This is a genomic window from Paenibacillus vietnamensis (assembly GCF_020169515.1).
Taxonomy (GTDB): domain Bacteria; phylum Bacillota; class Bacilli; order Paenibacillales; family Paenibacillaceae; genus Pristimantibacillus; species Pristimantibacillus vietnamensis.
This window is the reverse complement of the sequence record NZ_JAHMHW010000001.1, coordinates 1044012-1070496: the sequence shown is the minus strand read 5'-3', so window position 1 is coordinate 1070496 and position 26485 is coordinate 1044012. Positions and strand designations below refer to the sequence as shown.

Below are 26485 nucleotides of genomic sequence, written 5' to 3'. Positions count from 1 at the left end.
GAATGAACACGAAATGGTCCAAAGGCTTTGGTGCTCTGATGCTGTCCACTCTGCTCGTCACTTCGGCTTGCAGCGGGGGCGGCGGAGGCGGAAACTCGCCGGATAACGCCACGAACAAACCGGCAAGCGGCAATGTAGGCGCTGCGGAAGGCGGCAGCACGACGCTTAGCATTATGTGGTGGGGAACGGATGCGCGCCACGAAGCGACGAAGAAAGCGCTCGACATCTATACGAAGCAAAATCCAAGCGTCACCTTCAAGCCTGAATTTATGGCCTGGGATGCCTACTGGCAGAAGCTTCCGACGCTGGCCGCCTCGAAGACGATCACGGACGTGCTGCAGATGGACGCCGCCTTTATCCAGGAATACGTATCGAGAGGCCAGCTGGAGGACTTGAGCGATATCGATCTGTCCGGCATCGTCGATCCCGGCGTTATCGAGAATTTGAAAATCGACGGAAAATTGTACGGCATTCCGTTAAGCCAAAACGCGCAGGGGCTGGCGTTCAACAAGGTCGAGCTGGAGCAATTCGGCATTCCGCTTCCGCATAAGGATTGGACGTATGACGAGTTTTTCCAATGGGCGAGAGACGCCCGCGCCAAGCTGCCGGAAGGCAAGTATCCGATCGGAGATACGACGTCATGGGACGGCTTCAACTATTATCAGACGTCGATGGGCAAGCCGCCGATCATGTCCGACGGAGGCAAGACGTTTACGCTGGACAAAGAGCTGTTCATGAAATTTTACGGCACGTATGAGGAGTTCCGCAAAGCGAAAATCGTACCGCCGGCAGAGAAAGCGGCTGCGTTCCTCGAGAACGATCCGCAGGCGGATCCGATGGCTTCCGGCGTGCTGATGACCCGCGGGGCGACAACCGGCTCGGTCAGCGCTTTGGAGCAGCTGATGCCGGGCAAGGTCGGCGTCGTGAACCTGCCGGTCGGGCCGGCGGGCGGAGGTTGGGCGCAATCGACGATATTCCTGAGCGTCAGCGCAAATTCCAAAAACAAAGACGAAGCCAAAAAGTTCGTGAAGTGGTTTATCGAGGATAAAGAAGCGGGCACTGCGCTTGGACTGACACGCGGCATTCCGATCAATCCGGATGTGTATGCGTCGCTTGAAGCAACGCTGGAGCCGAAAGACAAAATCGGCAAAGAGATTTACGACCTGTCCCTGGACAAAGCGCTTCCATTCTATTCGCCTGCAGCCGGTTTCTCCGAATGGGTGGATACGTACAGGAAGGAAATGGAGGCCGTCACCTTCGCCCAGCAATCGATTGAAGATGCGTTTAACAAAATCGATAAAATGGGCAAGGAGCTGGCGGAGAAGGCTGCCGGCTAACGGACTTGCGGGAGGAGATCATCGATATGAAGCTAGCGGAAGTATTTTCATCCCAGCCTAACCGGCTGTGGCATTTGGCAAAGCAGCTCGGCGTAGATCACGCTGTAGGAGGGCTGCCGTGGGAAGAGAAGATAGAGAAGCCTTGGGATTTGATGCCGCTCATCCGGATGAAGCAGCGCTTCCAGGATTTCGGCCTGGAGCTGACCGTTATCGAATCCATGCCGCCCAGCAATGAGATCAAGCTTGGGACGGCCGGAAGGGACGCGGAAATCGAGCAGTTCCAGCGTTTCCTCGTCAATATGGGCGCGGCCGGCATTCCGGTGCTTTGCTACAATTTCATGGCGCAGTTCAACTGGTTCCGGACCTCGACGACGACAAGAACGCGCGGCGGCGCACTCGTATCCAGCTACGACCACAGCTTGATGAAGGACGCTCCGCTTACCGAAGCCGGAGTCGTATCGGAAGAGCAGCTCTGGGAAAACCTCCACTATTTCATGGAGCGGATCGTCCCGGTTGCGGAGCAGGCAAAGGTTAAGCTGGCGCTGCATCCCGACGATCCGCCGATTACGCCGATCCGCGGCGTGTCAAGGATTTTGCGAAGCGCCGCCGCCCTGCAGAAAGCGATCGATCTCGTGCCGAGCGATTACAACGGCATCACGTTATGCCAAGGTACGCTCGCGACGGCGGGCGACGATATTCCAAGCGTGATCAGGCATTTTGCAGGACAGGACAAGCTGTTTTTCGTTCATTTCCGAGATGTAGTGGGGACGCCGGAGAAGTTCGAGGAAACGTTCCATGACAACGGAAAAACGGATATGCTCGGGGCGATGCACACGTATTACGAGGTCGGTTTTAACGGCCCGGCTCGCCCGGATCACGTTCCGACGATGGAAGGGGAGGACAATACGAATCCCGGCTACGAGACGCTCGGCAGATTATACGGGATCGGGTATATCAGAGGTTTGATGGAGGCTGCTGCCGCTGCAGCGAGATAAAGACTTGAAGGACGGGAGCATGTTTCCCGTCCTTCTTTTTTTATGGAGTTGAGAGATGCGGTTCAATCATGATGCCATTTTTTCTCCCCTGCGACAGCCTTGCCCGTCAATGACTCCTCAAACATGTCAATGATGTCCAAAAACCGTTCCGCTTCCCGGTAAACGTGATCCGCAAGCAGAGGATGGATGATGCTTTTAATTCGGCAGGCTTCAATTAAATCGCGTGCGGTCTTTTTGAAATCGCGAAGACTTACGACCGACACCCGGTTTTGGTCCAAAAATTGATCAAGCAACGGAACCGTTTCGGACTGCGGGCGCATGGAGCTTAAATCCTGAGCCTGCCAAAGCAGCTGATCGAAATCGTGGCTGAATTCCCTCGCCTGCTGGACGAGTTTACGCTCCGAAGGATCGAGGAGATGCCCGATAAACTTCGCGTGATCGGCCATGATTTTCAAAAAGAACACGTTTTCGTCGATAATGGCGTCCCCGAGCGGCTCCAGATTCCCGTTATTGAGATCGGCAAGCCGGTTCCGGAAATAATTGGCTTCCCGGCTCGTATGGTCGACTAAGAGCGGAAAATTGTTTGCCCCGGGGAGCTGGCATGTGAGTATGAGCTCCAGCACCTTTCGTTTAAAAGCCCAGATGTACGATACCGCGGTATGCACTTCGGTGTTGAACGCCATAATCTGCTGCGGATCCGTATCCGCCGAGTAGGCGTTCGCTCTTGCTTCAATCTGCTCGAAAATTGAATAAAAAGTGTTCGCTTCCTGAATAAGCTGCGTATCCTCGCATCGGAATCCAAGCCTCAGAAACAGGGAATGCTCCTTCATGATCCTGGACCAAAAGCGGATCTCATCCAGTGAACGGACGACAAAGGCATCAGCCATGATTCAACCTCCTTATCAATAATAGCCCTTACTACCATATGCGCTTCTCTTCCGAAGCATTTCTCCTTTCTTTTTGGGAACGGGCAAGGTTATAGTAGGAAAGGGGATAAAGAAACCGCACATAAAAAATTGGAAAATCAATGGAGGCAAAAAAATGAGTCAGCGTTATCGGATTACCAGATCGTTGCAGGTAGACGGACAATCGCCGCTTACGATTTCGTTGGAGGAGTGCAAGCAATATTTTGAGAACAAACCCGACTTCACTTATACAAATGTGTTTACGGTGAAGGGAGCGACGACCATGTCGATCGAAGGGGATTTTTTCATGTGGAGCTATGGGGATAAACAAATCCCGTTCCGGCATTATGACGGGGATGTTTACGTGTCCGGCCTGAACGATGCCGTCATCCCGAAGATGATTGAGGTTGCCGGCGACTTGAGAGCGGATGTGGTGGAGGGGTGACGGGTTCGTCCCGCCACCTTTAATTTTGACCTGATTTATTACCTAAATATTGGGGTATTGCCGGGCGTGAAGCCATGATAAAATTTTCATTGTCGCTAGAGTTGACAGCGCTTACATAAAGAGAGGAGGAGTAGACAAATTGGCTTAAAAGCAGGTTGTTTCGTTCAAACACCTATTTCATAAGGAGGTAAATCGGAATGATGAAACTGTCCAGCAAGCTGTTCACCGTTTTGTTATCGGTTGCGATCATGGCAGCCATGCTCGTTCCGGCCGCAGGAGCGGCCTCGAAGCCGGAGCCTTCGATTATCGTTCCGAAGAGCAAAATTCAATCCTATGTCGAAGCGATGCAGCCCGGCTGGAACCTCGGCAACACATTCGACGCGACCGGAGCCGACGAGACGTCCTGGGGAAACCCGCGAGTGACAAAGGAACTGATTAAGCACATCGCTTCACAAGGCTTCAAAAGCATCCGCATCCCGATTACTTGGGACCAGAGGATGGGCGAGGCGCCCGGCTACGAAATTGATCCGGCCTTTATGGACCGTATTGAAGAGGTTGTAAATTGGTCCCTGGACGCCGGCCTTTACGTCATGATCAACTTGCATCACGACTCCTGGATATGGGTAAACCGGATGGGAACCGAGCATGACGCCGTACTTGCACGCTACAACGCGGCATGGACGCAAATCGCCGACCGGTTCAAAAACTACACGCACAAGCTGTCGTTTGAAAGCATTAATGAACCCCGCTTTTCGGACGGATGGGGCGGAGGCGGCGAAACGCACTATGCGATGCTGCATGAATTGAATGTTTCCTTCCATCAAATCGTTCGCAGCTCCGGCGGCAACAATGCAGAGCGCCCGCTCGTCCTGCCTACGCTGGAAACGAGTGCGAACCAGGACAGGCTCGATGCGCTCGTTAATACGTTCGAGGCGCTTAACGACCCGAATCTGATTGCGACCGTTCATTATTACGGCTTTTGGCCGTTCAGCGTCAATATCGCCGGCTTCACCCGCTTTAACGAGGAAACGAAAAACGATATCGTCCAGACGTTTGACCGCGTCTATAACTCGCTTGTAGCGAAAGGGATTCCGGTTATTTTGGGCGAATTCGGCCTGCTCGGCTTCGACAAAAATACGGGAACGATCGAGCAAGGCGAAAAACTTAAGTTTTTCGAGTTTCTGCTGCATTACATTCAAGAGAGAGGCATTACCCATATGCTGTGGGATAATGGGCAGCATTTAAACCGCCTCGAATTGAAGTGGAACGATCCGCAGCTGTTCGGCATGCTGAAGTCGAGCTGGAAGGGACGTTCCGCTGCGGCGGAAACGGATCTGATTTATGTGCGGAAGGGAGCTGCGGCTCAGGATGCTGTCATTGATCTGGAGCTGAACGGCAACCTGCTGACTGCACTTCGCTATGATGGCAAGGCCCTGCGCAAGGGCTCCGATTACACGCTGCAAGGAAATGTATTGACAGTGAAGGCGGAGCTGCTGGACAAGCTTACGGCAGCTGGGGAATATGGGGAGAACGCGGAGCTGAAAGCGGACTTCAACAAAGGCGAGGATTGGGTGTTTGACGTCATCGTCTACGATACGCCGGTGCTGCACAATACTGCCGGTACGACCGCCGGGTTCTCGATTCCAGCCTCCTTTAACGGCGACCGGCTTGCTACGATGGAAGCCGTCTACGCGGCCGGAGGCAACGCAGGTCCGCAGAGCTGGACCTCGTTCAAGGAATTTTCGTATGTTTTCTCGCCGTCGTATGAAACGAACGAGATCAAGCTTACGCCAAACTTCTTCAACGAAGTGAACGACGGTGAAGTTGTGCTGACCTTCTACTTTTGGAGCGGTGAAACCGTCACCTACACGATTACGAAGAGCGGCACCGCTGTCACAGGTACCGCCTCGGAGTAAAACAAAGAAGCCAGCCGGTTGACCGGCTGGCTGTTTATCGTTGAAGGACCGTCAGCTCCAAAGCCGGTCGTTCGAATGGTATTGGTTCCAAATATCGGTTGCTTCCCACAGCCCCGGAATATTCGGATGCAGATGCTGGGCGAGCACTTCGTCATTCAGGTCGTCGATGCCAAGGCCCGGGGCGTCAACCATATGAATGAAGCCGTTTTGGACGAGCTTCTTCGGCAGCTTGCTGCTGATGATAATATCATCCCACCATGGCACTTCGCAGGAATGGTACTCGAGCGCCATGAAGTTTTCCGTAGCGGCTGCGACGTGGGCGGCCGCCAGGCAGGCGATCGGGCTTTCCGCCATATGGATGGCCATTGCAACGCCATATTCCTGTGCCATGTCCCCGATTTTTTTCGTCTCCAGAATGCCGCCCGTCGTCAGCACGTCCGGGTGGATGACCGAAACGCCGCCGGCCTCAAGCAGAGGGCGGAAGTTTTCCTTCAAATAAATATCCTCGCCCGTACAGATCGGGGTCGTGACCGAGCGGGCCAGCTTCGCATATTGCTCCGTATACTGCCAAGGCAGCATATCCTCCATCCAGGCCAAATTAAACTTATCGACGCGGCGGCCCAGCTTGATGCAATCCTCGAGGCCGATATGGCCGAAGTGGTCTACCGCAAGCGGAACCTCATAGCCGATGACCGCGCGCACGTCCGCGACGTATTGCTCAAGCATGTCGAGTCCTTTTTCCGTAACGTGGATAGCGGTAAAAGGGTGGGGGATATTGTGAATATCGTAATGGCGGTTCCGGATGTCCCTGATTTCATCCTCCGTCAAATTTTCGTTATGGCTCCGGTAACGTTTTTGTGAAATATCCCGCATTTCCTGAAGAAACCCGACCGGCGCGCTCAAGGTTCCGGGCTCGTGAATAATCTGGCCAATGCCGAGATCCATCTTCAGGAAGGAGAAGCCTTGATCCATCCGTTTCTTAAGTGCTAGGCCCATCGCGGTGCCCGTATCTTTGCCTACGACTTCGGTATCGCAGTACATGCGGATTTTCTCCCGGAATTTGCCGCCGAGCATTTGATAGATCGGGATGCCGTATGCTTTGCCCGCCAAATCCCACATTGCGATTTCGAGGCCGCTGACGCCGCCGCCCTGCCGCGCATGTCCGCCGAACTGTTTGATCCTGCGGAACAGCTTATCGATGTTGCATGGGTTTTCCCCGAGCAGGCGCCCTTTCAGCATTTGGGCGTAAACCTTGTCTGCGCCGTCGCGAACCTCACCGAATCCTACAAGTCCCTGGTTCGTGTACACCTTGATCAAGCTGCTGTGGAACGGACCGCCTGTAATATCGGTGAAGCGAATGTCCGTAATGCGCAGCTCGGACGGTTTGGAATAGGTGCTGACATGCGCTAACGTTTCTTCATAGGACGGGTTATTGGCCACAAAAATCACTCCTTCAATATAGTTGAACTTGATCGTTAAACCTGCATTAAAGCAGCATACTGCCGCCGTCGAGGCGGATCGAGGAGCCTGTCAAAAACTCATTTTCGTCGGATGCGAGGAAACAGACGAGCCGTGCTACGTCGAGGGGCGTGCCGACGCGGCCAAGCGGAAATTTGTCGCGGATGGAGCCGGCCTGCTTTTTGTGACGCTCGGCATCCTCCCGGGTCATAATCGGCTTGGATTCTCTGGCGCTTTGCTTGCCGACGTCGACGGCACCGGGCTCGATCGTGTTCACCCTGATGCCGTAGCGGGCAAGCTCGATTGCGCTTTCACGGCCGAGCATACGGATGCCGCCTTTCGTCATCGAGTAAACGGCGTCGAAGTCGGTTGGGCGCTTGCTGTGGACCGAAGACATAAGAATGATCGAGCCGGCCTGCTTTTGCTTCATATAAGGGACAACAGCCTGAATGCACTGCAGATAACCTTTTAAATTAATGCTCATCATCCGGTCGAACGAGGCGTCGTCATGCTCGAAAAAATCGTAATTCAGCTGCAAAGCGGCGTTATTCACCAAAATATCGATGCCGCCGCATCGGTCCGCGACGATGCCGACCATCCGCTCGATTTCCTCCCGGTTCGCGACATTGGCCTGCACGAGAAAGCAGTCTCCGCCAAACTCGTCGATCTGCTGCTTCGTATGGAGTGCGCCGGCATCGCTCTGGTTATAATGAACGGCTACTTTGACCCCGCGCCGTGCGAGCTCGATCGCTACCCCTTTGCCGATTCCGGTACCCGCGCCCGTAACGAGCGCAATTTTGCCTGCGATGCTCATGGTTCACCTCCCGGACTGGGGACGCTTCATTTTGAAATTCATATAATGCAGTAGAAAGCCGCCGTCGAGGCGGATATCCGCTCCGTTCACATAGGCCGAATCGTCCGATGCGAGAAAGTGGACGAGCCCGGCCAAATCCTCGATGCTGCCGAGAACGGCATTCGGTACCTTGTATTCATAGTCGTGATAGAGCGTAGAGAAGCTGCTTTTAAAACGTTTGTCATCGCCTTGAACGGGTCCAAGCTCGATGGTGTTGACGCGGACGCCGGACCGGCCGAGCACCAGCGCCGCTTCCTTGGCCAGCATCTTCACCGCTCCCTTGGAAGCGCTGTAGGCGAAGGACGAGCCGGTTGGCTTCTCGGCGTGGATAGAGGAGACATAAATGATGCTCCCGCTTTGCTGACGGACCATTTGCCGGCCGACCGCCTGCGTGCAGACAAACGCCGATTTGGCGTTTCTGCTGAGGCAATCCCAAAACGCCTCTTCGCTGCAGCTTTCGACCGAAGCTTGAAGCACTTCGTTATCGTTATGGATCAGGATGTCGACCGGGCCAAGCTGCTGCTCTGCAAACTGCAGCATTTCCGCCACCTCGGCGCTGACGGACGGATTGACGCTCACGACGATCGCCTGCGAGCCCGCTTCGCGGATCAAGGAAAGCTCATCGGCAAGCTTTTCGCCTCCCGACCGGCTGTTCAGAATAAAGCGGGCGCCTTCCTCGGCCAAACGACGGATGACGGCCGAACCGCTGCCGCTGTCCGCATCGGTTATAAACACGGTTTTGTTATGAAGATTCATAGATCCCCTCCATCAAGCAGCTTTAGGTGCTAGGTTTCATCTAATAGCTTAATAATAGAGATTTCGGAGCTGAAGTGGCGATGCTTTAAAATTATGATTTTGTTTGATTTTTTGCAAAAGGTCAATAGGGCAGGGGATTGTTAGGCCGGCGGCACGGACGGCTGCCGGCTTGCAGGGGCGATTAAGGCCCGGTTATGCGGAAGGAAGAAGCGTATCGGTCGGCTTTGCGTAGCCTTCCTTATAGGTATCGTCGATGAGCGCCCGGATCCGCTCCGTTTCAATGCCGCTTGCTTTCATCGCGGCGGCGGTAACGGCGATTTCCATACATACCCCGCAGCGCGTTCCGTGATCATCCCAGACGACGGAGCCGTCTTCGCCTATTTCTGCAATGAAACAATCGAGATTGCTGCGATGTCCGGCGCTTTCGCCGCAGCCGCAATAACAGGGAATATAGGGGAGAATATCGGTTACGGTCGCAGCGGTTCGATATGCAGCGACGATGTCCCGGGAGGCCGAATCCAGGAAAGCCGGAAGCGTCTTGAGCGAAGAAGTTTTCTCTTGCAGATCGCCGCTGGACGTCCGCTCATGTTCGTGCTCGTGATGCCCGTTTGCGGCGCCCTGTCCGTTATCCGCAAGGGACGCCTGATTGCCGCAGGCGCTGAGGAGCAAGCCGGAGAGAATGGCGGCGTACAGCGTCGTTTGCGCGATTTTGTTCAAGGTAAACCCTACCTTTCGATGGAATATTACGATTATATCATCGCCATGCAGCCGAAAAACATAACTTTTCCTACTATTCATTGAACGATTCTTGCATTAAAATGGATGGGAATCGGAAGAAAAAGGAGCGAATACGGATGAAGGTATTGTTCATTGGCGGTACGGGTCTGATCAGCCAGGCTGTATCGAAGCTCGCAGTGGAGAGAGGTTACGAGCTCTATCTGTTCAATAGAGGTAAAAGAGACGATTTCGTTCCGGTCGGCGCAAAGGTCATTACCGGGGATATCCGTGACCGGGAGTCGGCAGCGGCCGCGCTTGAAGGCCATTCCTTCGACGTCGTCGTCGACTGGATCGCTTTCACCCCTGAGCATGTTCAGACGGACATCGAGCTGTTCCGCGGAAAAACGAAGCAATATATTTTCATCAGTTCGGCATCGGCCTACCAGAAGCCGCCCGGGCACTATATGGTCACGGAAGACAAAACGCCGCTTGAGAATAAATATTGGCAGTATTCCCGAGATAAAATCGCTTGCGAGCAGCTGCTGGAGACGGAACGCGCCGGGTCCGGCTTTCCGTATACGATTGTACGGCCGTCCTATACGTACGGCAATACGATGATCCCGGCCTCGCTGAACAGCTGGCAGCATCCGTGGTCGCTCGTCGCCCGCATGCGCAAAGGGCTGCCCGTCATCGTGCACGGAGACGGCTCGTCCTTATGGACGATGACGCATAATACCGATTTCGCCAAAGGGTTGGTCGGCCTTCTGGGGCGCGAGGAAGCGATCGGGGAGGCGTATCATATTACCTCCGACGAGGTGCTGACATGGAATCAAATTTATGAAGCGATCGGCGCAGCGGCCGGCTGCAAGCCGAAGCTTGTCCATATTTCCTCGGAGTTTCTGATCTCGCATAATCCCGAGCTGGAAGGCGGACTGCTCGGCGACAAAGCCGTAACGAGCGTTTTCGACAACAGCAAAATCAAAAGGCTGGTTCCGGAGTTCGAAGCGACCGTTCCTTTCGGGGAGGGGATCGCGCGTACCGTGAAATGGTTTGAGGCGCATCCGGAGCGCTGCACGGAGGACGAAGCCTGGAATGCTCAGATGGATGCCATAATCGAGGCACATGAGGCGGGATTTGGGAAATCCAGGAAGTAGGCGGGTTGCATAAAAATTCATTGTCCAAAAAGCTCTTATCCCTTGCGGAATAAGGGTTTTTTGGCGTTTTTTAAGATTTTTCAGGCGCCCGGCAATTATTTATTTTTTCTCATAATTGCGGTTTGAGCCGAAAAACGGACATTTTCCCGTCTTTTTTGTGGACTGCCCGACATATAATCTTCACAGACTGTCTGATTGTCCCTAAAGACTGCATATCCTTCAATCCATAACGAGAAGAGGTATATCATGCGAAAAACGTTCATTCAGCAATCTGTGCTTGTCCTGTTGCTATTATCCTTACTAATCACATCGGGAATGAATGTTATGCCCATAAATAACAATGACCCGCAGTTTACCGGAATATCCGGTAAATCGGCCGGAAATGCCGTCACCGCAAGAAATGAGGTGAGCGTTCAGAAGACGATCGAGCCGCAGAAGAAGACCGTTCCGGTTCCCGAGGCTGCCCGAAGTACGGCTGATCAAGACCGAAAGAGCGAATCCAAAACTAAAGCCTCCCCGAAGGCTCCGCCTGCGGAGCAAGCACAGCCGGCAAAGCCGGCCGAGAAGAAACTGCCGGTGTACGAGGTTACCGCTTATTACTTGAATGTCCGTTCGGAGCCAAATGCCGGTTCGCGCATTCTTCATGTCGCGGAGCAAGGAACGGCCTTTGAGATCGCAGCCGTCACCGACAACGGCTGGCTGAAGCTGAAGGACGGCGGTTATATTCATGCAGGTTATGCGAAGAAAACGGAGAATAACGCGCCTGAACCGGCTGCCGAAGAGCCGGCTCCGAAGAAACAAAAAGCCGCAGTCCGTATCGCAAGCGTGGAAAGCAGCGCCTCCGCCCCGGAGGAAACCCGGCAGCTGCCCGATAAGCCTTCTTCAAGAGTGGATTCGGATTCGGGATTAACGATGGCACATATCAAAAAAATATTTAAGGGAACAGCCTTATCCGGGCACGGACTAGAGTCGGCCATTCTCGAAATTGAGGAAGAATACGGCATTAACGCTTTTTTCACGATTGCGGTCATGAAGCTGGAAAGCGGGAACGGGAAAAGCAAGCTCGCAAAAAACAAAAATAATTTATTCGGCTTAAATGCCATCGACGGGGATAAATACAATAAAGCGTTCAGCTTCAAAACGAAGGGCGACAGCGTAAGAAGGTTCGGGAAGCTGTTATCCAAGCATTATGTGGGCAAAGGGCTGGAAACGGTCGAACAGGTTGCCAAAAAGTATTGTCCGGCGAACTCAAAGTGGCCGTCGCTCGTCAGAGCGATCATGAAAAGCGACTATAAAAAGCTGTAAGTTGGCTTTTTGCATACATATATGGTATTTTCAAATCGAGTCCAACATTTATCTTTTTGACTAGGAGAACCTGCTATGAGTGAGCTGCCCCAAAAAGTACCGTTCGGCTATGAGCCGCAGGAGGAGGACCGGAAAGGAACGATTGTCTACTACGATTCTTTCGAGCACGTGTCGGACCGCGAGCTGGATCTGGCGGCGCTTACGGTGAAGGAGCGGTCGTTTGCGAGGCTTGTCCTCTATCCGCTGCATGAGCAAACTGTCAAGCGGATGTCGAAGGAGCCCGTTAGCGCGTTATACAAGCGGGAGGATAAGCTGTATGAGTGGAAGCGGGAGCGCGAATCGGTGAATGTAGTCGTAGAGCGGCTGGAAGCCAAGCGCAAAAAATATACGCCGATCGACTCCGCGCTGAGGCATATTGCGGAAACGTACCCGGGCCCGCTCTTTCTTCTGTTGAGCGGAGAGACGGCTAACGCGTTCGCTTCCTATTCCTCCTTCGAGGAGTGGATCGTCAAATTGCGGCTGCTTGTTATTGTCGAGCCAAGGATCTTGCATCCCAAGCTGCTTCAGTACCGCCACCGCTGGGACAGTTTAGTTTAGTGACCGGGCGGCAAGCGAAATGTTCGCTTGCCGCTCTTTTCATTTTCCTAACCGGTAGAAGGGCTGTTCGGAATATGTCCCTTTTGGTTTTTGTTTGCATCCGTAGCATCGGCAACATTATTCTCTGCTTCCCTGGAGCGGGCGGCGAACGACTGGTTTTGCGCCGGGATGGATTTGTTTTTATTGCGCGCCATGTTTCTGACCTCCATTGCTGTACGTTGGTTGGTGGAGCAGTTATAGGGTATCCAAAGTAACGGAGCTGGAAACAATTTTTTTTAAATCGTCGTGGATTGTAAAAAAGGCTGATCAACCCGAGCGGGAGGATCAGCCTTTTTCGCCTATTGCTATATCAACCGTTCACACTGACGACATGTTCTTCGCATGTGGTGGAACAGAAGCCGTTTTTCGTCTCTTCGCACTCGGGACAAACGAGATGCTGGCGATGGCAGGAATCGTCCGCGCAGTTCAGGTACGTTTCCGCCGGCTGTCCGCAATGGTGGCATTTGCCGACGATTTTGGCGCTGTCCGTATGATTGATCGTCACGGCCGTCCGCTCGTCGAATACGTAGCATTTGCCGTCGAACAAGTCGCCGCGCACTTCCTCGTCTTTGCCGTACGTCACGATGCCGCCTTCGAGCTGGTACACATCGGTGAATCCTTCGCTCATCATAACGCCGGTCAGCTTCTCGCAGCGGATGCCGCCCGTGCAGTAGGTGATGATCGGCTTGTCCTTCACGTCGGCCATATTCTCGCGCAGCCACTGCGGAAACTCCTTAAATGTCTCCAGATCCGGGCGGATGGCGCCCCGGAAATGGCCGAGATCGAATTCATAATCGCTGCGTCCGTCAAGCACGATTACGTCCTCGCGCTGCAAATACTCGCGAAACTCCTTCGGGGAGAGACGTTTTCCGCTCAGCGTATTCGGATCGAGCGGTACGTCGTAACGGAGCGTGACGAGCTCTTTCTTGAAGCGGACGAACATTTTTTTGAATGCGTGCTCGTCCGCTTCGTCGATTTTAAACACGATATCCGAAAACAGCGGATTCGCTCGCAAGTCGCGCATATATTTGTCTGTTTGCTCGACCGTGCCCGACAACGTACCGTTAATGCCTTCATCAGCGATCAGGATGCGGCCCTTGATGCCAAGCTCCTTGCAGTAAGCCAAATGCTCGGCGGCGAACTGCTCCGCATCGGGTACCGGTACAAATTTATAAAATAACAAAATACGATATTCGTTTGTTTTGCTCATTGAGAAAATCCTTTCCGGGAACAAATAAAAGCACTCTATATTATAGTGGACTCCGCTTATATTATCAACCTGGCAGCTCGGATAACGATGCGGATATTATTTGCGCTGCGCAGCCGTCCAAGCAGCAGCTGCAGGACGCCGAGCGGGCGGGCGTGGAGCTAAAGATGACGCCGATCGGAAGGGAAGCGTTCGTTTTTTTCGTCCACGCTGACAATCCGGTGACCGGATTAACGAAACAACTGATTCAGGACATTTATTCTGGGACGGTAACGAATTGGAAGCAGGCTGGAGGCAATAACGCCAAGATCAGAGCGTTTCAGCGCCCCGAGAACAGCGGCAGCCAGACGATGCTGCAGAAACTGATGGAGGGCCGGACGCTTATGACGCCTCCCCAAAAAGACGTGGCGGCGGGTATGGGCGGCATTATTCAGCAGACGGCCGATTACCGCAATTATCCGAACGCAATCGGATATTCTTTTTTATTTTTCGCCACGGAGATGGTTGGGAACGGTGAAATCCGGCTGCTTGAAGTAGACGGGGTGAAGCCGGACAGGGCTTCGATCAGAAGCGGTGCTTACCCGCTGTCGGCCAAGTTTTACGCCGTTACCGCCGGAACAACAAACCCGAACGCCGAAGCGTTTATCGACTGGATATTATCGGGCGAAGGCCAGCGAATCGTAGAGCTGACCGGCTATACCCCGATCAAGTAGCGGTTATCTAAGCTTTCGTGCAGTCCAAGCCGGATGACCGGAATGAATGCAAATATGGTATGCTTATTTCGTGGCAGAAAATAGATGTTTAAATAGATCGGAGAGGAGATTCTATATGAAACCATTTGTATTTGTTGACCGGCAAATTCCGCCTGAGGCGCTGGCGTTACTTGCGGAGTATTGCGAGGTCGAGGTTTGGGATCATCAGCAGGGCTCTATTCCAAAGGATCTGCTCAGGGAGAAACTGTTGAAAGCGGTCGGGCTGATGACGGGGGGGCGCTGGATTAACGAAGAGCTTCTGAGCCAGGCGCCGCGGCTGAAAGCTGTCAGCACGATCAGCGTCGGCTACAATCACTTTGATCTCGAAGCGATGAAACGGCGCGGCGTAATAGGCACGCATACACCGCAAGTACTGGATGATACGGTAGCGGATTTAACTTTTGCGCTAATTCTGTCGGCTGCAAGAAGGGTAGCGGAGCTGGATAGATACGTGAAAGAAGGGCATTGGAAATCCGGCGACGGGGTCAAGCTGTTCGGCAAGGACGTGCACCACGCGAAGCTGGGCATTGTCGGCATGGGACGGATCGGCGAGGCCGTAGCCCGGAGGGCGAAATTCGGCTTCGAGATGGACGTTGTTTATTACAACCGTACGAGGAAGCCTGAAGTGGAAACCGCAATGGGCGTTCAATATGCCCCGCTGAACGAGCTGCTTGCCGTTTCGGACTTCGTTGTGCTGCTTACGCCGCTCACGCCGGAGACGACGAAGCTGATCGGCCGCCAGGAGCTTGCGCTCATGAAGCCGGATGCGGTGTTCATTAACGTTTCCCGCGGCCAGACGGTAGACGAGGAGGCGTTGATCGAAGCGCTGCAAAACGGTACGATCGGCGCTGCCGGCCTCGATGTATTCGAGAAGGAGCCGCTTGAGCAAGGTCATCCCTTCATGAACATGTCCAACGTCGTGACACTGCCGCATATCGGCTCGGCGACGACGCAAACGAGAAATGATATGGCGCTGCTCGCCGCCAGAAATATGGTTGAGGCTTTGACGGGCGAAACGCTGCCTAAGCATATCGTGAAGGAATTAAAGTAACTCCGATTTACGCTCATTCGTCTAAAAAAGCGAAGGAAGAAGGAACGTACATAGATGCCAATTCTGCTAATCGGTTCTACAGGCAAAACGGGCCGTTACATCCGGTCGGGTCTCGAGGAGCGGGGACATCGCCCCAAGCTGTTCGTCCGCTCGGCGGTGCATGCGGAAGAGGGCTGCTTTGTCGGAGACGTCCGCCGTCCGGACGACGTACTGGAGGCGCTGAAAGGCGCGGACGGCGTCATCTGCGCCCTGGGAACGGAGGGCGGCGGAACGCTCATTGCGGGCTTGCGGAACGTTATTGACGCGATGCAGCGCCTCGGTGTGAGAAGGCTCGTGACGATCGGAACGGCCGGAATTTTGCAAAGCGCAGCGGAGCCCGATTTGCTCAGATATCAGTCGTCCGAAACGAAACGGACCAATCATGAAGCGGCGATGGAACATGAACAGGTATACCGCGAGCTGCTGCTTGCGGAGCTTGACTGGACGATCGTTTGTCCGACCAGGCTTGTACAAGGGGAGCCTAAGGCGGCATACCGGGTTCAGAGGGACAGGCTTCCGGACGGAGGTTCGCAGATTACGTTTGCGGATACGGCGGCATTTGCGGTTGCGGAGTATTTTGAACGGAAACACATCGGCCGACGAGTCGGAGTTTGCGAATAGACCGTGCAGAAAAGGCGTTGCCAGGGGATTACCCTGACAACGCCTTTTTTGTCTGGTTTGTCTCGATTGTCTCGTAACGGTCACAATCGCCGCTTAGAATGCACGGATACAGCCGATTACGCTTTGTTCGGAAAAGTGCCGGTTTTGACGACTTCAACGCGGTTTGAGAAAAATACGGCTCCGCCGCCCATGTCCGAGAGCCGCTGAGGAGTCAGCGCATTGACCGCCTGATATCCTTTGTCCGCGTCATCCCACCATAAGCCTTGCGTGACGAGCACGCCAGGCAGCACATCCGTACCGATCGAGACGTTCATTTCGATCTCGCCCCTGTCGTTGCGGATTTTTATGTGCTCGCCCTGCTCCAGATCCAGCTTGGCGGCATCCTCTTCATGCATATGCAGCAGTGGCCGTTTTTCCAGCTTCTTCAGCTTTTCCTGATTGGCAAAGGTCGAGTTAATGAAGCTGTGATTCGGGCCCGACGTCAGCCAGAAAGGGTAACGGTCCGGCTCAAGCAGATTCGTGTGGACAGGAACAGGCGGGTAGCCGCTTTCGAGCATCGCCTGCGAATACAGCTCGATCTTGCCGCTGGGCGTAGGGATTCTTTCCGCTAACGGCGGAAGTTTGCCGCCGCCTGCTTTCATCCGGCCGCCGTTTTTCCTAAGCGCTTCGAACGAAATGCCTTCCAATAACGGATTCATCCGGCTGTCCAAAGCTTCGTTAATCATCTGCTCCTCGGTCATGTAGAAAACCTCCGGCTCGAAGCCGAGGCGCAGTGCGAGCTCCTTGAACAGCGTGAAGTTCGATTTGCACTCTCCCGCCGTTTCGATGACAGGCTCCTGCAGCTGCACATAGAGATGCCAATAGGAGGTGTACAGATCCGTATTCTCAAAGTGCGAGGCGGCCGGCAAAACGAGATCCGCATATTTGCAAGAATCGGTTAAAAACAAATCATGGACGACCGTGTACAGATCGCTGCGCAGCAAACCTTCCCGAACCCGGTTCTGGTCGGGGGCTACGACGGCAGGATTGCTGTTGTAGACGAACAGCATGCGCACCGGCGGATCCGCTTCCAGCAGCGCGTCGCCAAGCTGGTTCATGTTAATACTCCGGACAGCGGGATCGGGCATCAGGTCGGGGCGCTCCAAACGATCCGTATTCAAGCGCAAATACCAGCCGTTGCCTTTCATCGCCCCGCCGCCGCGGACATTCCACTGGCCGGTCAGCGCCGGCAGGCAGGAAATGGCTCTAATCGCCATGCCTCCGTTATCGTGATGCTGCAGGCCGTTGCCGATTCGGATAAAAGACGGCGATGCCGTGCCGTACAGGCGAGCCAGCTCTTCGATTTCCGAAGCGGGCACGCCGGTAATGCCGGATACGCGTTCCGGCGTATATCCGGCCGCTTCCGCCGCCAGCTCTTCGTAGCCGATCGCATACTCCCGCAAAAATCCGGAATCGACCAGACCGTCGCGTATGAGGACATGCATAATGCCGAGCGCCAAAGCGGCATCCGACCCCGGCCGCACATGGATAAAGCGGTCCGCCCAGGCGGAGGTACGGTTTCGGTGGACGTCGATGTGGACGATATACGCCCCATTTTTTCTGGCTTCGGTCGCAAGCATGGTCTGATGCATATTCGTCGATACGAGATTGCAGCCCCAAATGATGAACAGCTTCGTATGAACCGTATCCTCGGGATCGATTCCGATCGAGCCGCCCATCGTATAACGGTAGCCGGCCGCTCCGGCATTGTTGCAAATCGCGCGGTCCAGCCGGCTCGCGCCTAGACGGTGGAAAAAGCGGCGGTCCATTCCTTCGGCATTGAGTACGCCCATATTGCCGTAGAAGCTGTAGGGCAAAATCGCCTCTGCGCCGTGATGATCGATCATGCTGCGCATGCGTTCCGTCAGCTCGCGATAGGCTTCCTCCCAGCTGATGCGTTCGAACGACAGCGTTCCTTTCGGACCGGTACGCCTCATCGGATAGAGAAGACGTTCGGGGTGATATAGACGGTCGGGCAGCTGCCTGACTTTATTGCAGATCGCTCCTTTGGTAACGGGATGATCCTTGTCTCCGGTAATGGAAGTTACCTTGCCTTGCTCAAGCGTAATGCTAAGCCCGCATGTATCCGGACAGTCAAACGGGCAGACGGAGCGGACGGTTTGCGAAGATGTTTGATTGGCCATATGCGATCCATCCTTTCTTGCTAGTGACTATCATAACATAGCTAGAATAAAAAATGCCGGGATTGACAATAGCTCACCTGTCATGTAACATTACCATGGAACTAGCCGAACGGACAATTTTATATTTCGTATAACCCCATAATGGAACGAACGCGTATAGGGTGGGGGTTTCTACGGGAAGCCTTTACTTCCTTGCTACGAATATCCGGTCATAAGCATATGATCGAATGTTTGCGGCAAGGTTTTTTTTGCGTTTAAACGCAGAAAATAATCACAAAAAGGGGTTTTACGTTGAAGTACTTATTATCCGTATTTTTTGGCGCGGCCAGCTACGGCATTTTATCGACAATCGTCGTTTTGGCCTACGGCAAAGGCTACAGTCTCGGTGAGGTCGTCGGAAGCCAGCTGCTTACGGGCTTCGTGCTTGCTTGGTTGCTGGCCTTGATATTGAAAAGCAGGGAAAAGCGGAGAGTACGCAGGCAGCCGGATTCGGCAGCCTCAGCAGCCGCAGCCGGTCTGACCTGGAAGCAGAGGCTGCTGCTGATGGCTGCCGGTACGCCGACAGCCGTCACCGGTTTGCTGTATTACGAGTCGCTCCGCTATATTCCTGCTTCGCTTGCCATTATTCTGCTGTTCCAGTTCACATGGATCGGCGTCCTTGTTCAGGCGGTCAGCCAGCGCCAAAGACCCGGAAGGGTTATGCTGATCACGATCGCGGTCTTATTTGCAGGCACCTTGCTGGCGGCGGGAATCGCGGAGCAGGGCATGGGCCGCTTTCATCTGATCGGCGTCCTTCTGGGCCTGCTGTCCGCAGTCAGCTATTCCCTGTTCATTTTTTTCAGCGGCAAAGCCGTACCGAATGCACATCCCGCATACAGGAGCGCATGGATGATCACGGGCGGCATGCTAGTTGTGTTCGTCCTGTTTCCGCCGGCTTTCCTGTTTAACGGCTTTTTCGGGAGCGAGCTGCTGCTGTTCGGCTTCCTTCTCGGCATGTTCGGCGCCTTTATCCCGCCCGTGCTGTTCGCGATCGGCGTCCCCCATATTGGTGAAGGGATGGCAGGCATTTTGGGCGCTTCGGAGCTGCCCGTAGCCGTCCTGCTGTCGTCGCTCGTGCTGAAGGAACATGTCAGCGCGCTCCAATGGATCGGCGTCGCCGTCGTCCTGCTTGGCATTGCGCTGCCCGAGCTCCTGAACAAACGGCATGAAGGCCGAAGAAGCGGCGGTAGAGCCGAAGCCCGGCCGTAAAACGCAATTCCGGCCTCCTGCATAAATGCGCAAAAAGAACTGGATACTAAACCAAATTCAGGTTTGCAGGAGGCAAAAATATGCAAGTTGACTGCTTAATCGTAGGCGGGGGCATCGCGGGCCTGCAGGCCGCGATCCAGCTCGGGCGTTACTGCCGACGGGTAACGGTTGTGGACGCGGCGGAAGGAAGGTCGACCATGTGCCGCAGCTATCACAATATTATAGGCTGGCCGGACGGTGTAAGCGGCCCGGAGCTGCTGGCTTCAGGCAGAGAGCAGGCCAAACGGCTGGGCGTGCAGTTCGTGTACGGCAAAGCGGCTGCAGCGGCGAGGGAGGAAGGAGGCTTCACGGTTACGCTTGAAGATTCCTCCCGGATTAGCGCCAAAAGGCTTCTTCTGGCGACCGGCGTCAAGGACCGACTTCCGCCTTTTCCGGCACTGCTGCCCTGCCTCGGCGTTAGCGTCTATGTATGTCCGGACTGCGACGGCTACGAGGTATGGAAGAAACGGACGGTCGTGCTCGGGGCGGGAAATACCGGCGCCTCCATGGCGCTTGCCCTTACTCATTGGACGAGCGAGCTGACGTATGTCAATCATGAGCAGTCGGAGGTCGAGGAGTCGGTTCGCCGGAGCCTTGATCAAAAAGGGATTGTCTATATCGAAACGTCCGTCCGGGAGGTTTTGGCGGAGCAGTCGCAGCTGAGCGGCTTTATTCTTGACGACGGAACGCGGCTGGAAGCCCGTCATGCGTTCGTCGCGTTAGGAGGGAACCAGGTGAGGAGCGGGCTTGCGGAGCAGCTTGGCGCCCGGCTGATGGACAACCGGCATATCGTCGTGGATCCGCGCACCAAAATGACGAGCGTTCCTCATGTATGGGCCGCCGGAGATGTGACGGCCCACTCCGAAATGTCGACGATCGCGATGGGTGACGGCAGCCAGGCTGCCATCTGGATCAATAAAAGCCTGCTATAGCGCCGTTATGACTTTATCGATGATACCGTACTCCAGCGCTTCCTCCGGGGACATAAAATAATCGCGGTCCATATCGGCTTCGACCTTCGAAATCGGCTGCCCCGTACGCTGGGCCGTTATTTCATTCAGCCTTCTGCGCGTATCCAGAATTCGTCTGGCCGAAATTGCGATATCGCTTGCTTGGCCCTGCGCTCCGCCGTGCGGCTGATGGATCATGATTTCGCTGTTCGGAAGGGCGGAGCGGTGGCCTTTCTCTCCTGCAAGCAGCAGGATGGCGGCAAAGGAGGCCGCAAAGCCCGTGCAGATCGTATGAACGGGCGGCTTCACAAATTGCATCGTATCGTAGATAGCGAAGCCGGCCGTCGTGGAACCTCCCGGGCTGTTAATGTACATCGAAATTTCCTTATCCGGATCCTCGGCTGCGAGAAAGAGCAGCTGGGCGACTATGCTGTTGGCTGTATGGTCATCGATGGCAGATCCCAAAAAAATAATACGATCCTTGAGCAGCCGCGAATAAATGTCATAAGACCTTTCACCGCGGTTCGTTTGCTCGACGACATAGGGCATATAATGACTCATGTCGGATACCTCCTTGAATGTTATCGATGCTTTCCCTTTGTAATCGAACGGAACCGATGAAAGGATACGCTGCTATAATAATTATTGGCGGCGTATCCTTTTTCGGCATTCATTCGTTTACTATATCAGGGGAAGCTATCGCAACAAGGAGGAGGTCTTTTGATGAGAGCTGTCATTTCCGCGCAAAAAGAGGAATCCGCCGCATTGGCGCGGCTGCACGCTGCGGTATTCCGTTACTGTCTTTCCATCACCGGCTCGCGCTGGGACGCAGAGGATCTGGCTCAGGATGCCTGGCTGAAAGCCGTAACGCTGGCTAAGGCTGCCGGCTGCGGCCATGGCAATATGGAAGCGCTGCTTATGCGTATTGCCAAAACGACGTGGATTGACCGGACGAGGCGAAGGAAGCGGTATGAAAGAATCGTGAGACTGGAGCAAGTTCCGGAACCTTCGTCCGGGCCTAATGCAGCGCAGCTTGAGGAAATGTTCCATGCGCTGCTTCACCATCTTTCGCCGCTTCAAAGATCGGTGTTCCTGCTTCGCGACGTGTACGGGTTTTCCACGGCGGACGTCTCCGAGCTGCTCGCAGTAACGCAGGGTGCCGTGAAGGCCGCGCTGCACCGGGCACGCGCTGCACTCTCCTCCGTCCGGGCCGAGCTGGAGCAGCCGGCGCTGGAGCAGCCGGAGGACGAGCAAACGAAGCTGTGGCTGCGCGCGATTGCCGCAGCTTACGAGAAAGGGGACGCTGTGCAGCTGCTCAGGCTCGTTCAGAGCGATACGGCGGAAGCCGCCTGCGCAGCAGGCTTGCTGCACAACATTGTCTACGGAAAACGCAGGCTTGCTTCACGGCGCGGCCCCGCGCTCCAAATGGCCGCATAGACGCGGTGAATGCGGTATAATGGTTCCTAACGAACAGGGAAGGAACGTGTGGGGCGGGAATGAATAGAAAACTGATTTTTTTTGATATTGACGGAACGCTGCTTGACCGGGACAAGAACATTCCGGATTCAACAAAAAGGGCAGTTGCCGAGCTGAATAAGGCCGGTCACGAGCTGGTTATCGCTACGGGCAGAGGACCGTTCATGCTCGCAGAGGTCGGCAGGGCGCTCGGAATCGAGTCCTACGTCAGCTTCAACGGCTCATATGTCGTCTACAAAGGCGAGGTGCTGTATCGGCATGCGCTGGATGAGAAGCGGCTGGAGGAGCTGACCAGGCTGACCGATGCGAACCGGCATCCGCTCGTCTATATGACGCCGGAGGGCATGCGCACGAGCACCGACCAGAACGCCTATCTGGATGCGGGCAGCGAGGCGATGAAGCTGAAGCTTCCTCCGCATGAGCCGGGTTTCTACAAAGGAAAAGAGATTTATCAGTGCCTTTTGTTCTGTACCGAGGAGGATGAAGGCTGCTACAAGGAAAGCTTCGCCGAATTCGGCTATAACCGCTGGCATCGTTACGGCAGCGATCTGATGCCGCCCGGCGGTTCGAAGGCAAAGGGGATTGAAGCGCTCATCCGCAAAGCGGGCTTTCAGCCGGAGGATATATACGCATTTGGAGACGGGCTGAACGATCTTGAGATGCTTAGGCTCGTGCACCACAGCGTCGCAATGGGCAATGCGCCGGACGAGGTGAAGCGTGCGGCCCGGTACGTAACCAAGGACGTATCCGAGGACGGCATTTGGCACGGTTTGCAAATGCTCGGTTTTCTGGGCTAGCCGGTCATGGCCCGGCGGATTTGGTAAACTTCTTTTATAGGCATTCTTTCACTTTCATACGCCTAAGATCTGGAAGTATACTGATGATGTCGGGCCGACGGAATCTGCAGGAAAGGAGTTGATCGTTTTGATTAATCGCGTAGAGGTGATCTCCGTTTAAACGGAGATCCTGAAGCAGGAAGGAGGTCTTCCGGCCTCCTTCTTTTAGAATCACGGCGGGTCATCCGAAGATATTTTGTACGAGGAAACACGCGCATGGGAATGATGGAATTATTGTCATAAATTTCTTGTCAAATGTAAGGGCTTTCCTTATAATTTAGAAGGTGGCGTAAATGGGGTTTGTTATGCCAAGACGGCCTGTGGAGAATAGGAGTATCCACGGTTTTTTCTGTTTTAAGAACCTATTTCGAATCGAACGAAAGGAGGCGGCAAAATGCTGACGGTTACGCATGCAATCGAGAAAACCAAGCTAAGCCTGTTTGAGGAGGACGTTTATCGTGAATTACAAAAATGGAAGAGATGTGCTTCCCCCTAGTTTGCTGAAGGAGCTGCAAAAGTATATTCAGGGAGATCTGATTTATATCCCGAAGCCGGCCGAGAAGCGGGCGCATTGGGGAGAGGTCAGCGGCACGAGAAAATTGCTTGCGGAGAGAAACAAGGAAATATGCCGCCACTACACGAACGGCTGGTCGGTAGCCGAGCTGGAGAAGAAATATCATTTGTCCGGCGAGAGCATCCGCAAAATTATTGTGAAGACGCGAGAGCTCATTAACCGCTGATGGGGGTAGACATGGCTATATTAGAAACACTCCCGAATCAAATCCGAGGTCAGCTGCAGCAGGAGCCCGTGTTCAGCGCGAAGACGGATTTATTGCATAACGGGCATTTCGGCGAGCAATGGACCGTAATTACGGAGCAGGAAGTCGCCGTTTGGGAATCCGGCGGAGCTTTGCTTCGCAGCCTGCGCCTGGATCAGGTGACGGAAGCGCGGTCGGTGAACGGTGTCGGGGGCGGAATGCTGCTGGCGGATACGGGAAGCGGTCCTGTCGTTATTGCGAGGTACACCGCTGCGCTTTCCGCTATGTTCGGCTTTGCCGCCAAATTATTGACGGCCATGGCCAAGGGCGAGGAACGCCCGGCCGTCTCGGAGAAGGAGTTCCCCCGTTATTGTCCGAGCTGCGACAATCCGCTTTCGGAAGGGACGCAGGTGTGTCCCGTTTGCAAAAGCAGCGGCAAGGCTATTGCCCGGATGCTGAAGTATGCAAAGCCGTATAAGCTGCAGATGGCCGGGGCAGGCATCCTGCTTGTCCTGACAACGCTAATCGAGCTCATTCCGCCATACTTGACCAAGATAATGATCGACGACGTTCTTCAGCCGAAAAACGCGGGCCAGTCGCTGCTGATGGTCGTCATCGGATTAGGCGTGACCGCGCTTCTTTTGTCCGTCATGCAGACGGTGCGCGGGCTGATCGGCGTCTGGGTCGGCTCGAAATTAATGGGCGATCTCCGCAAGGACATCTACAGCGCGTTAATGCGCTTGTCGCTTGCTTTCTTCGACCGCCGCCAAACCTCGCAGTTCATCGGCAGGGTCAACAGCGACTCGGAGGCGATGCGGCAGTTTATGACCGACGGGGTCATTTGGGTGAGCGGGGAAACGCTGAGGGTCATCGCAATATTCGTCATCATGTTCGGGCTGGACTGGAAGCTTACTTTGTTTGCGCTGTTGCCGATGCCGTTCATGGTCACCGTATCGATGAAGCTGTGGCCGAAAATCGGCCGCCGCTGGTATCAGCAGTGGAGAGCCATCTTCCGCTTGAATGTGCTGGTTGGCGACTCGCTGCAGGGCATCCGGGTCGTGAAGGCGTTCGGCCAGGAAGCGACCGAAATGAGCCGCTACGCGGAGGCAAACCGCGAGGTCGTACGCAATAATATCCGGATTGAAGGCATGTGGCAGGGGATGTTTCCGCTGTTCGCCTTCATCGCCGGCCTTGGAACGCTGATGATCTGGTATTTCGGCGGCCAGTCCGTCTTGAAGGATGAGCTTCAGCTCGGAACGCTGATGGCGTTAATCGCCTATTTGACGATGCTGTTCGGCCCGCTCCAATGGGTGAGCCAAATGATCAACTGGGCGAGCAACGCGCTGTCGGCCGCCGATCGCGTTTTCGAAATTATGGATACGCCGTCGGAGGTGCCGGAAGTGCGCGAGCCGGCCGCCATCGGCACGATTCGCGGAGAGGTTGAGTTTCAAAAGGTGACTTACGGCTACGAGAAGCATCATCCGGTCATCAAGGACGTGAATCTTCAAGTGAAAGCCGGAGAAATGATCGGGCTGGTCGGCCATTCCGGCGCGGGCAAATCGACCTTTATCAATATGATTTGCCGATTTTACGATACCGACGAAGGAGCCATTCTGATCGACGGCGTCGATCTGAGGCGCATCAGCCAATCCGACCTCCGAAAGCAAATCGGAGTCGTGCTGCAGGAAACCTTCCTGTTCGACGGAACGATTGCCGAGAATATCGCCTACTCCAAGCCGGATGCAACCCCCGAGGAGATTATGAGGGCGGCGAAGATCGCCAATGCCCACGATTTTATCGTACGGCTGCCCGACGGGTACGATACGAGGGTCGGGGAGCGCGGTCACCGTCTTTCCGGCGGGGAGAAGCAGCGGGTATCGATCGCCAGGGCAATCATTCACGATCCGCGCATTCTGATTCTCGACGAGGCGACCGCGTCCGTCGACACGGAAACCGAGCGGCAAATTCAGGAGGCGATTACCCGGCTTGTGAAGGGCCGTACGACCTTTGCGATCGCGCATCGGCTTTCGACGCTGCGCAATGCCGACAGGCTTGTCGTGCTTGAACGCGGCAAAATCGTTGAGGTCGGCACGCATGAGGAGCTGCTCTCGCAAAAAGGCGCCTATCATAAGCTCGTGGAAGCCCAGCAGGAGCTGTCCAAGATCAAAGGGGTGGAAAGCGCATGAAGGATCCTTACGAGCTGACGATACTTGGTACCGACGATGTCATCTTCAGCCGCGGGCCGGGCGGCGTGTTCCAGGGAGTGATTAACGGAAAGCCGTTCGACGAGCTGGTTGTGCACCGGGCTTTTCCTTTCTTGTATACGACGAAGTATATTTCGGTACGGGATATGAAAGGGGAAGAGCTGTGCATCATCCGCGACATCGAGGAGCTGGACCGGGAAAGCTTGAAGGAAATCGGAACGGAGCTTCAGTTCCGGTACTTTCTGCCCCGCGTCGACAGGATCGACAGCATCAAGCAGAAAGCGGACTTGTGGATTTGGGAGCTCCAAACCAATCTGGGCGCAACAAGGATGGCGATGCGAAATTTGCATGAGCATTTGCAGTTCCCCGGAGGGGGCCGCATCATCCTGACGGATTTGAACGGAAGGAGATGCGAGATCGCCGATTGGAGGGAGCTCGACAGTCACAGCCGCAACGAATTGACCGACGTCATTTAAGCAGTCCTATAAGGAGCATTCGGCTATTTGGCCGCGTGTTCTTTTTTTTTCGTTTCAACCTTACCGGCATTTGCAAATAAAAGGAATTACGAAAAAGATGTCGAATAACAGAGCATTAGTTTTGTAGAAAAATGTCGACAAATGACAATTGAGTGCGATGCGACGGAG

Annotated in this window: 26 protein-coding genes; 17 read left to right on the top strand and 9 right to left on the bottom strand. The window is 54.6% G+C overall.

Annotated elements, in window-relative coordinates:
• Window positions 1-2 precede the first annotated feature (2 nt).
• Both KP806_RS04740 and KP806_RS04735 read left to right on the top strand, forming a co-directional pair.
• Entirely contained in the window at window positions 3-1337 is a 1335-nt protein-coding gene (locus KP806_RS04740) for an ABC transporter substrate-binding protein (RefSeq protein WP_224722379.1), read from the top strand.
• A 26-nt stretch (window positions 1338-1363) separates the two neighbouring features.
• Complete coding sequence (locus tag KP806_RS04735) at window positions 1364-2332, top strand: mannonate dehydratase (RefSeq protein WP_224722378.1); 969 nt, start codon at window positions 1364-1366, stop codon at window positions 2330-2332.
• A gap of 62 nt (window positions 2333-2394) precedes the next feature.
• Here KP806_RS04735 and KP806_RS04730 read toward each other — a convergent pair whose 3' ends face one another.
• A complete protein-coding gene (locus KP806_RS04730) occupies window positions 2395-3219 on the bottom strand; it encodes a DUF2935 domain-containing protein (RefSeq protein WP_224722377.1) in 825 nt (274 codons plus the stop codon).
• Between the two features lie 154 nt (window positions 3220-3373).
• Between KP806_RS04730 and KP806_RS04725 the strand changes: the two genes are divergently transcribed.
• Together KP806_RS04725 and KP806_RS04720 are read left to right on the top strand one after the other, a co-directional pair.
• Window positions 3374-3682: a hypothetical protein gene (locus KP806_RS04725; protein WP_224722376.1), complete on the top strand. Its 309-nt coding sequence runs from the start codon at window positions 3374-3376 to the stop codon at window positions 3680-3682.
• Window positions 3683-3879: 197 nt separating this feature from the next.
• Window positions 3880-5598 (top strand): cellulase family glycosylhydrolase, encoded by a 1719-nt coding sequence (locus tag KP806_RS04720; RefSeq protein ID WP_224722375.1) that lies wholly within the window; start codon window positions 3880-3882, stop codon window positions 5596-5598.
• Window positions 5599-5649: 51 nt separating this feature from the next.
• Here KP806_RS04720 and KP806_RS04715 read toward each other — a convergent pair whose 3' ends face one another.
• From KP806_RS04715 to KP806_RS04700, 4 genes are all read right to left on the bottom strand, one after another.
• Entirely contained in the window at window positions 5650-7038 is a 1389-nt protein-coding gene (locus tag KP806_RS04715; protein ID WP_224722374.1) for a mandelate racemase/muconate lactonizing enzyme family protein, read from the bottom strand.
• Window positions 7039-7084: 46 nt separating this feature from the next.
• Entirely contained in the window at window positions 7085-7870 is a 786-nt protein-coding gene (locus KP806_RS04710) for an SDR family NAD(P)-dependent oxidoreductase (protein ID WP_224722373.1), read from the bottom strand.
• 3 nt (window positions 7871-7873) lie between these two features.
• Entirely contained in the window at window positions 7874-8665 is a 792-nt protein-coding gene (locus tag KP806_RS04705) for an SDR family NAD(P)-dependent oxidoreductase (protein WP_224722372.1), read from the bottom strand.
• Between the two features lie 192 nt (window positions 8666-8857).
• Window positions 8858-9382, bottom strand: a complete 525-nt coding sequence (locus KP806_RS04700; protein WP_224722371.1) for a PCYCGC domain-containing protein — start codon at window positions 9380-9382, stop codon at window positions 8858-8860.
• Between the two features lie 137 nt (window positions 9383-9519).
• Between KP806_RS04700 and KP806_RS04695 the strand changes: the two genes are divergently transcribed.
• From KP806_RS04695 to KP806_RS04685, 3 genes are all read left to right on the top strand, one after another.
• Window positions 9520-10536 carry an SDR family oxidoreductase gene (locus tag KP806_RS04695; protein WP_224722370.1) on the top strand — a complete coding sequence of 339 codons (1017 nt, stop codon included), beginning with the start codon at window positions 9520-9522 and terminating at the stop codon, window positions 10534-10536.
• A 324-nt stretch (window positions 10537-10860) separates the two neighbouring features.
• Window positions 10861-11841 (top strand): glucosaminidase domain-containing protein, encoded by a 981-nt coding sequence (locus KP806_RS04690; protein WP_224722369.1) that lies wholly within the window; start codon window positions 10861-10863, stop codon window positions 11839-11841.
• A gap of 75 nt (window positions 11842-11916) precedes the next feature.
• Window positions 11917-12438: a hypothetical protein gene (locus KP806_RS04685; RefSeq protein ID WP_224722368.1), complete on the top strand. Its 522-nt coding sequence runs from the start codon at window positions 11917-11919 to the stop codon at window positions 12436-12438.
• Between the two features lie 47 nt (window positions 12439-12485).
• On the opposite strand, the gene KP806_RS04680 is transcribed toward KP806_RS04685, so the two are convergent.
• Together KP806_RS04680 and trhO are read right to left on the bottom strand one after the other, a co-directional pair.
• Window positions 12486-12632, bottom strand: a complete 147-nt coding sequence (locus KP806_RS04680) for a hypothetical protein (protein WP_224722367.1) — start codon at window positions 12630-12632, stop codon at window positions 12486-12488.
• 155 nt (window positions 12633-12787) lie between these two features.
• Window positions 12788-13687, bottom strand: coding sequence for an oxygen-dependent tRNA uridine(34) hydroxylase TrhO (gene trhO / locus KP806_RS04675; RefSeq protein ID WP_224722366.1), 900 nt, complete (start codon window positions 13685-13687; stop codon window positions 12788-12790).
• On the opposite strand from trhO, the gene KP806_RS04670 reads away from it, so the two are divergent.
• The 3 genes from KP806_RS04670 to KP806_RS04660 all read left to right on the top strand — a co-directional run bounded on the left by KP806_RS04670 (window position 13675) and on the right by KP806_RS04660 (window position 16147).
• The gene (locus KP806_RS04670; protein WP_318153460.1) at window positions 13675-14397 is read left to right on the top strand and encodes a PstS family phosphate ABC transporter substrate-binding protein; all 723 of its coding nucleotides are present in this window, start codon (window positions 13675-13677) and stop codon (window positions 14395-14397) included. The two genes, trhO and KP806_RS04670, sit on opposite strands and share 13 nt — an antisense overlap.
• 115 nt (window positions 14398-14512) lie before the next feature.
• Entirely contained in the window at window positions 14513-15487 is a 975-nt protein-coding gene (locus tag KP806_RS04665) for a 2-hydroxyacid dehydrogenase (protein WP_224722365.1), read from the top strand.
• A 54-nt stretch (window positions 15488-15541) separates the two neighbouring features.
• Window positions 15542-16147 carry an NAD(P)-dependent oxidoreductase gene (locus tag KP806_RS04660; protein WP_224722364.1) on the top strand — a complete coding sequence of 202 codons (606 nt, stop codon included), beginning with the start codon at window positions 15542-15544 and terminating at the stop codon, window positions 16145-16147.
• A gap of 116 nt (window positions 16148-16263) precedes the next feature.
• On the opposite strand, the gene KP806_RS04655 is transcribed toward KP806_RS04660, so the two are convergent.
• Complete coding sequence (locus KP806_RS04655) at window positions 16264-18330, bottom strand: molybdopterin-containing oxidoreductase family protein (protein ID WP_224722363.1); 2067 nt, start codon at window positions 18328-18330, stop codon at window positions 16264-16266.
• A gap of 291 nt (window positions 18331-18621) precedes the next feature.
• Between KP806_RS04655 and KP806_RS04650 the strand changes: the two genes are divergently transcribed.
• Together KP806_RS04650 and KP806_RS04645 are read left to right on the top strand one after the other, a co-directional pair.
• Window positions 18622-19578 (top strand): EamA family transporter, encoded by a 957-nt coding sequence (locus KP806_RS04650; RefSeq protein WP_224722362.1) that lies wholly within the window; start codon window positions 18622-18624, stop codon window positions 19576-19578.
• An 80-nt stretch (window positions 19579-19658) separates the two neighbouring features.
• Window positions 19659-20549, top strand: a complete 891-nt coding sequence (locus tag KP806_RS04645) for an NAD(P)/FAD-dependent oxidoreductase (RefSeq protein WP_224722361.1) — start codon at window positions 19659-19661, stop codon at window positions 20547-20549.
• Here the strand turns inward: KP806_RS04645 and clpP are convergent.
• Window positions 20544-21128 carry an ATP-dependent Clp endopeptidase proteolytic subunit ClpP gene (gene clpP, locus KP806_RS04640; RefSeq protein WP_224722360.1) on the bottom strand — a complete coding sequence of 195 codons (585 nt, stop codon included), beginning with the start codon at window positions 21126-21128 and terminating at the stop codon, window positions 20544-20546. The two genes, KP806_RS04645 and clpP, sit on opposite strands and share 6 nt — an antisense overlap.
• A 162-nt stretch (window positions 21129-21290) precedes the next feature.
• Here clpP and KP806_RS04635 point away from each other — a divergent pair, with 162 nt between their 5' ends.
• The 5 genes from KP806_RS04635 to KP806_RS04615 all read left to right on the top strand — a co-directional run bounded on the left by KP806_RS04635 (window position 21291) and on the right by KP806_RS04615 (window position 26317).
• Window positions 21291-22004, top strand: a complete 714-nt coding sequence (locus KP806_RS04635; protein ID WP_224722359.1) for an RNA polymerase sigma factor — start codon at window positions 21291-21293, stop codon at window positions 22002-22004.
• Between the two features lie 59 nt (window positions 22005-22063).
• Window positions 22064-22840, top strand: a complete 777-nt coding sequence (locus KP806_RS04630) for a Cof-type HAD-IIB family hydrolase (RefSeq protein WP_224722358.1) — start codon at window positions 22064-22066, stop codon at window positions 22838-22840.
• Window positions 22841-23337: 497 nt separating this feature from the next.
• Window positions 23338-23619 (top strand): CD3324 family protein, encoded by a 282-nt coding sequence (locus KP806_RS04625; protein WP_224722357.1) that lies wholly within the window; start codon window positions 23338-23340, stop codon window positions 23617-23619.
• A gap of 11 nt (window positions 23620-23630) precedes the next feature.
• A complete protein-coding gene (locus tag KP806_RS04620; RefSeq protein ID WP_224722356.1) occupies window positions 23631-25823 on the top strand; it encodes an ABC transporter transmembrane domain-containing protein in 2193 nt (730 codons plus the stop codon).
• On the top strand, window positions 25820-26317 hold the full coding sequence (locus KP806_RS04615) for a DUF1854 domain-containing protein (RefSeq protein ID WP_224722355.1): 498 nt from the start codon (window positions 25820-25822) through the stop codon (window positions 26315-26317). Before KP806_RS04620 ends, KP806_RS04615 begins: the two co-directional genes overlap by 4 nt.
• The last annotated feature ends 168 nt before the right edge of the window (window positions 26318-26485 follow it).

Bases quoted from the DNA above. Each gene is read 5' to 3' on its own strand.
- KP806_RS04740 (WP_224722379.1), top strand. From the start codon at position 3: ATGAACACGAAATGGTCCAAAGGCTTTGGTGCTCTGATGCTGTCCACT.
- KP806_RS04735 (WP_224722378.1), top strand. From the start codon at position 1,364: ATGAAGCTAGCGGAAGTATTTTCATCCCAGCCTAACCGGCTGTGGCAT.
- KP806_RS04730 (WP_224722377.1), bottom strand. From the start codon at position 3,219: ATGGCTGATGCCTTTGTCGTCCGTTCACTGGATGAGATCCGCTTTTGG.
- KP806_RS04725 (WP_224722376.1), top strand. From the start codon at position 3,374: ATGAGTCAGCGTTATCGGATTACCAGATCGTTGCAGGTAGACGGACAA.
- KP806_RS04720 (WP_224722375.1), top strand. From the start codon at position 3,880: ATGATGAAACTGTCCAGCAAGCTGTTCACCGTTTTGTTATCGGTTGCG.
- KP806_RS04710 (WP_224722373.1), bottom strand. From the start codon at position 7,870: ATGAGCATCGCAGGCAAAATTGCGCTCGTTACGGGCGCGGGTACCGGA.
- KP806_RS04705 (WP_224722372.1), bottom strand. From the start codon at position 8,665: ATGAATCTTCATAACAAAACCGTGTTTATAACCGATGCGGACAGCGGC.
- KP806_RS04695 (WP_224722370.1), top strand. From the start codon at position 9,520: ATGAAGGTATTGTTCATTGGCGGTACGGGTCTGATCAGCCAGGCTGTA.
- KP806_RS04690 (WP_224722369.1), top strand. From the start codon at position 10,861: ATGCCCATAAATAACAATGACCCGCAGTTTACCGGAATATCCGGTAAA.
- KP806_RS04685 (WP_224722368.1), top strand. From the start codon at position 11,917: ATGAGTGAGCTGCCCCAAAAAGTACCGTTCGGCTATGAGCCGCAGGAG.
- KP806_RS04680 (WP_224722367.1), bottom strand. From the start codon at position 12,632: ATGGCGCGCAATAAAAACAAATCCATCCCGGCGCAAAACCAGTCGTTC.
- trhO (WP_224722366.1), bottom strand. From the start codon at position 13,687: ATGAGCAAAACAAACGAATATCGTATTTTGTTATTTTATAAATTTGTA.
- KP806_RS04665 (WP_224722365.1), top strand. From the start codon at position 14,513: ATGAAACCATTTGTATTTGTTGACCGGCAAATTCCGCCTGAGGCGCTG.
- KP806_RS04660 (WP_224722364.1), top strand. From the start codon at position 15,542: ATGCCAATTCTGCTAATCGGTTCTACAGGCAAAACGGGCCGTTACATC.
- KP806_RS04655 (WP_224722363.1), bottom strand. From the start codon at position 18,330: ATGGCCAATCAAACATCTTCGCAAACCGTCCGCTCCGTCTGCCCGTTT.
- KP806_RS04645 (WP_224722361.1), top strand. From the start codon at position 19,659: ATGCAAGTTGACTGCTTAATCGTAGGCGGGGGCATCGCGGGCCTGCAG.
- clpP (WP_224722360.1), bottom strand. From the start codon at position 21,128: ATGAGTCATTATATGCCCTATGTCGTCGAGCAAACGAACCGCGGTGAA.
- KP806_RS04635 (WP_224722359.1), top strand. From the start codon at position 21,291: ATGAGAGCTGTCATTTCCGCGCAAAAAGAGGAATCCGCCGCATTGGCG.
- KP806_RS04630 (WP_224722358.1), top strand. From the start codon at position 22,064: ATGAATAGAAAACTGATTTTTTTTGATATTGACGGAACGCTGCTTGAC.
- KP806_RS04620 (WP_224722356.1), top strand. From the start codon at position 23,631: ATGGCTATATTAGAAACACTCCCGAATCAAATCCGAGGTCAGCTGCAG.
- KP806_RS04615 (WP_224722355.1), top strand. From the start codon at position 25,820: ATGAAGGATCCTTACGAGCTGACGATACTTGGTACCGACGATGTCATC.